The organism is Pseudoxanthomonas sp. LjRoot204_2, assembly GCF_056175765.1.
This window is the reverse complement of record NZ_JBGFFG010000270.1, coordinates 1-4,685: the sequence shown is the minus strand read 5'-3', so window position 1 is coordinate 4,685 and position 4,685 is coordinate 1. Positions and strand designations below refer to the sequence as shown.

The 4,685-nt window shown below is 68.4% G+C and carries 6 protein-coding genes; all 6 read left to right on the top strand.

From position 1 onward, the window contains the following. On the top strand, nt 1-465 hold a 465-nt coding region (locus AC04L7_RS12720; protein WP_475513128.1), incomplete at its 5' end, for a helix-turn-helix domain-containing protein. Nucleotides 466-508: 43 nt separating this feature from the next. Next, nucleotides 509-1,147: an esterase/lipase family protein gene (locus tag AC04L7_RS12715; RefSeq protein WP_436000959.1), complete on the top strand. Its 639-nt coding sequence runs from the start codon at nt 509-511 to the stop codon at nt 1,145-1,147. A gap of 57 nt (nt 1,148-1,204) precedes the next feature. Next, nucleotides 1,205-1,936, top strand: a complete 732-nt coding sequence (locus AC04L7_RS12710) for a YebC/PmpR family DNA-binding transcriptional regulator (protein WP_475513127.1) — start codon at nt 1,205-1,207, stop codon at nt 1,934-1,936. Nucleotides 1,937-1,945: 9 nt separating this feature from the next. Next, the gene (gene ruvC, locus AC04L7_RS12705; protein WP_299340753.1) at nt 1,946-2,467 is read left to right on the top strand and encodes a crossover junction endodeoxyribonuclease RuvC; all 522 of its coding nucleotides are present in this window, start codon (nt 1,946-1,948) and stop codon (nt 2,465-2,467) included. Continuing rightward, the gene (gene ruvA / locus AC04L7_RS12700; protein ID WP_296279773.1) at nt 2,464-3,051 is read left to right on the top strand and encodes a Holliday junction branch migration protein RuvA; all 588 of its coding nucleotides are present in this window, start codon (nt 2,464-2,466) and stop codon (nt 3,049-3,051) included. Before ruvC ends, ruvA begins: the two co-directional genes overlap by 4 nt. 52 nt (nt 3,052-3,103) lie before the next feature. After that, nucleotides 3,104-4,685: potassium transporter Kup (locus AC04L7_RS12695; protein WP_475513126.1), on the top strand; the 1,582-nt coding region annotated here is incomplete at its 3' end.

Below are 4,685 nucleotides of genomic sequence, written 5' to 3'. Positions count from 1 at the left end.
GCGTTGCTGTTCGAGGAGGCCTTCACCCAGCGCTGCGGCCGCACCGCGCTGGTCAACCGGCTGTTCGAGGTGGTCATGATCCAGGTGCTGCGGCAACTGATGGAGACCGGCGAGGTGAAGGGCGGGATGTTGGCCGGCCTGTCGCACCCGCGCCTGCGTCACGCCCTCGTCGCCATGCACGAGGCGCCGTCGAAGGACTGGACGCTGGACGACCTGGCGGGCGTGGCCGGCATGTCGCGCAGCGTGTTCGCGACGCATTTCCGCGAGGCGCTGGGCACCACGCCGGGCCAGTACCTGCAGGGCTGGCGGGTGGGCCTCGCACAACAGGCGCTGCGGCAGGGCAGGCCACTCAAGGTGGTGGCCTCGGACGTGGGCTACGGCAGCGAGGCGGCGCTGTCGCGTGCGTTCAAGGCGCACAGCGGCATGTCGCCGCGCGAATGGAAGCGCCTGCATGCAACGCACTGACGCGGTGGGCCACGAACCCGCGCTGTCGCCCATACGGCCGCGCATGAATGATGCGAGAGACGACACCACCCGCGTGCTGCTGGTGCACGGCATCTGGAATGCGAAATCCTGGCTCGCTCCCCTCGCACGGCGATTGCGCCGCGAAGGCTTCGAGGTCGAAGTGTTCGGCTATCCCAGCATCCTGGGCGGCCCGGATCCGGCGATCGCCGCCCTGATCGAGCGGCTGCAGGCCTCGCCGCCGGTGCATCTGGTCGGGCACAGCCTGGGCGGCCTGATAGGACTGGAGGCACTGCGTCGCGCGCCCGGCTTGCCCGTGCGGCGGATGGTCTGCCTGGGGTCGCCGCTGTGCGGCAGCGGCGCCGCCCGCCGTCTGGGTCGGCACGTCTGGACGGCGCCCGTGCTCGGCCGCAGCGGCGCGCTGCTGCAGACGGGCTGCGTGCCATGGGACGGGCACGTACCGGTGGCGATGGTGGCGGGGAACGTCGCGCGCGGCATCGGGCGCCTGATCACCCGGTTCGACGGCGCGTCGGACGGCACGGTCGGACTGGAAGAGACCCGGCTGCCCGGCCTGGCGGCGCACTGCGTGGTGCCTGCCAGCCACACCGGTCTGGTGTTCTCCGCCGATGCCGCCCACCAGGCGGCCTGCTTCCTTCGCAACGGCCGCTTCGACGGACAGGACTGACCTGCGCAGGCGGGCGCGTATAATCCGCGCCCTTGTCAGTGCACTCCGGAAGTCACCATGGGCAGAGGCCCGTCGATCGAAGCCCGCAAGAACGCCACCGATGCCAAACGGGGCAAGATCTTCACCAAGATCATCCGCGAGATCGGCGTGGCGGCCCGCGCCGGCGGCGGCGAACCCGCCAACAACCCGCGCCTGCGTGCGGCCGTGGACAAGGGCCTGTCGGCCAACATGTCGAAGGACGTCATCGAGCGCGCCATCAAGAAGGCGACCGGTGAACTGGAAGGCGTGGTGTTCGAAGAGATCCGCTACGAAGGCTACGCGCCGGGCGGCGTCGCGGTGATCGTCGACTGCCTGACCGACAACCGCGTGCGCACCGTGGCCGAAGTGCGCCATGCGTTCGGCAAGCACGGCGGCAACATGGGAACGGAAGGCTCGGTCGCCTTCATGTTCAAGCGCCTCGGCGTGCTGAGCTACGCACCGGGGGCCGACGAGGAGAAGATCACCGAAGCGGCCATCGAGGCGGGCGCCGATGACATCGTGATCTATCCCGACGACGGCTCGATCGACGTGGTCACCGCGCCGGATGCTTTCCAGGCCGTCAAGGAGGCGATGACGGCCGCCGGCCTGGCGCCGGGCCACGCCGAGATAACCTACCGTGCCGACAACRACATCCGCGTGGAAGGCGAGACCGCCCTGCAGGTGAAGAAGCTGCTGGACATGCTGGAAGACCTCGACGATGTGCAGGACGTCTACTCCAACGCCGACCTGGGCGCCGACGCGTACGCGTAAGCCGATCCCGTGACCCGCATCCTCGGCATCGACCCCGGTTCCCAGCGCACCGGCATCGGCATCATCGATGTCGATGCCACGGGCAAGGTGAGCCACGTCCACCATGCACCGCTGGTGCTGCTGGGCGCCGAGGATTTCCCGCAGCGCCTGCGCGTGCTGCTGGATGGGCTGACCGCCATCATCGCCGCGTGGCAACCGGACGAAGTGGCCATCGAGAAAGTCTTCATGGCGCGCAATCCGGATTCGGCGCTGAAACTGGGGCAGGCGCGGGGCGCCGCCATCAGTGCCGTCGTCCTGCGCGACCTGCCGGTGCACGAGTACGCCGCCAAGGAAGTGAAGCTGGCCGTCGTCGGCCGTGGCAGCGCAGAAAAGACCCAGATCCAGCACATGGTCGGCATCATGCTCAACCTGCACGGCAAGCTGCAGGCCGATGCGGCCGATGCGCTGGCCGTCGCCATCACCCACGCACACGTGCGCGCCACCGCAAAACGGCTGGGCGTGAGTTCGCAACTGGCATGGAGCAGGAAATGATCGGACGTCTTCGCGGCATCCTGGCGTACAAGTCCCCGCCCTGGCTGGTGATCGACGTGGGCGGCGTGGGCTATGAGCTCGAGGCGCCGATGAGCACGTTCTACGACCTGCCGGACGTGGGTCGCGAAGTGCTGCTGTTCACCCACCATGCGCAGAAGGAGGACAGCGTGTCGCTGTACGGCTTCCTGCGCGAGGGCGAGCGCCGGCTGTTCCGCGACGTGCAGAAGGTCAGCGGCATCGGCGCGAAGATCGCGCTGGCGGTGCTGTCCGGCGCCAGCGTGGACGAGTTCGCGCGCATGGTGCAGGCCGGCGATGTCACGGCGCTGACGCGCATCCCCGGCATCGGCAAGAAGACCGCCGAGCGCATGGTGGTGGAACTGCGCGACCGCGCGGCCGACCTGATGGGTACCGGCGTGGGCGGCATCACCGCGCTGCCGGCGGATCCGCAGTCCGAAGCCACCATCGCCCTGCAGCAGCTCGGCTACAAGCCCGCCGAGGCCACCCGCATGGCGCGTGATGCCGCCGCGCCCGGCGACGATGCCGCCATGATCATCCGCAAGGCCCTGCAGGCCGCGCTGCGCTGAGCGCTGCGTTAGAGCATCCCTTCACTTCCACAGCGCTACCCTGCCGGCCGCCATGTCCACCCCACATTCTTCCCACGCCGCGCCCGGCGACACYGGCCAGCACGGTCATTCCAAGGCAGGCATGGTCGCGCTGGTGGCCGGCGCGGTCGGCGTGGTGTTCGGCGACATCGGCACCAGCCCGCTGTACACCATCAAGGAGATGTTCCACCCGCACTTCGGCCTGACGCCCGATCCTGACACGGTGCGCGGCCTGTTGTCGCTGGGCTTCTGGTCGCTGCTGCTGGTGGTGACGCTGAAGTACGTCATCGTGATCATGCGCGCCGACAACGAAGGCGAGGGCGGCATCATGGCGCTGACGGCGCTGGCGCAGCGCAGCCTGGCCAAGGGCTCGCGCATGAGCTACACAGTCGGCATCCTCGGCATCTTCGGCGCGGCGCTGTTCTTCGGCGACGGCATGATCACCCCGCCGATCACCGTGCTGGGTGCGGTGGAGGGCCTGGAAGTCGTGTCGCCCGTCTTCAAGCAGTGGGTGGTGCCGATCAGCCTGGTCATCCTGACCGGCCTGTTCGCCATGCAGCGTTTCGGCACGGCGAAAGTCGGCAGGGCCTTCGGTCCGGTGATGATCACCTGGTTCATCGTGCTGGCCGGCTTCGGCATCTACAACATCGCACACAATCCCTCGGTGCTGGCGGCGCTCAACCCGTACTGGGCGTGGCATTTCTTCGTGACCCACGACTGGCACGCCGTGCTGATCCTCGGCGCCGTGGTGCTGACCGTGACCGGCGGTGAGGCGCTGTACGCCGACATGGGCCACTTCGGCAAACGGCCCATCCGCTGGGGCTGGTTCGGCTTCGTGCTGCCGGCGCTGGTGCTGAACTACTACGGCCAGGGCGCGGTGCTGCTGCGCCATCCCGAAGCGGTCGCGAATCCGTTCTACATGTCGATCCCGGACTGGGCGCAGATCCCGATGCTGGTGCTGGCGACGACGGCGGCCGCGGTGGCTTCGCAGGCGGTCATCACCGGCGCGTTCTCGGTGACGCGCCAGGCCATCCAGCTGGGCTACCTGCCGCGCCTGCACATCAAGTACACCTCGAAGGACACCATCGGCCAGATCTACGTGCCGTCGGTCAACCTGATGCTGTACCTGGCGGTGATCGTGCTGGTGCTGAGCTTCCAGAGCTCGGGGGCGCTGGCCACGGCGTATGGCCTGTCGGTCACCGGTACCATGCTGATCGATACCTTGCTGCTGGCCATCGTGGCGTACACGCGCTGGCCGGATTCGCGCCGCTGGGTACTGCCGTTGTGCGGCGTCTTCCTGGTGATCGACCTGGCCTTCCTGTTCGCCAACGGCGCCAAGCTGGTCACCGGCATCGGCGCCTGGGTGCCGCTGTTCATCGGCATCACCGCCTTCACGATGATGCGCACCTGGCGCCGCGGCCGCGAGCTGCTGCATGGCGAGGTGCAGAAGGAAGGCATCCGGCTGGATACCTTCCTGCCGGGCCTGATGCTGGCGCCGCCGGTGCGCGTCCCCGGCACGGCCATCTTCCTGACCGCCGACAAGGGCGTGGTGCCGCACGCGCTGCTGCACAACCTCAAGCACAACAAGGTGCTGCACCAGCAAAACCTGTTTGTCA

Excerpts from the sequence above, each read along its gene's own strand:
- AC04L7_RS12715 (WP_436000959.1), top strand. The coding sequence starts at position 509 with ATGAATGATGCGAGAGACGACACCACCCGCGTGCTGCTGGTGCACGGC.
- ruvA (WP_296279773.1), top strand. The coding sequence starts at position 2,464 with ATGATCGGACGTCTTCGCGGCATCCTGGCGTACAAGTCCCCGCCCTGG.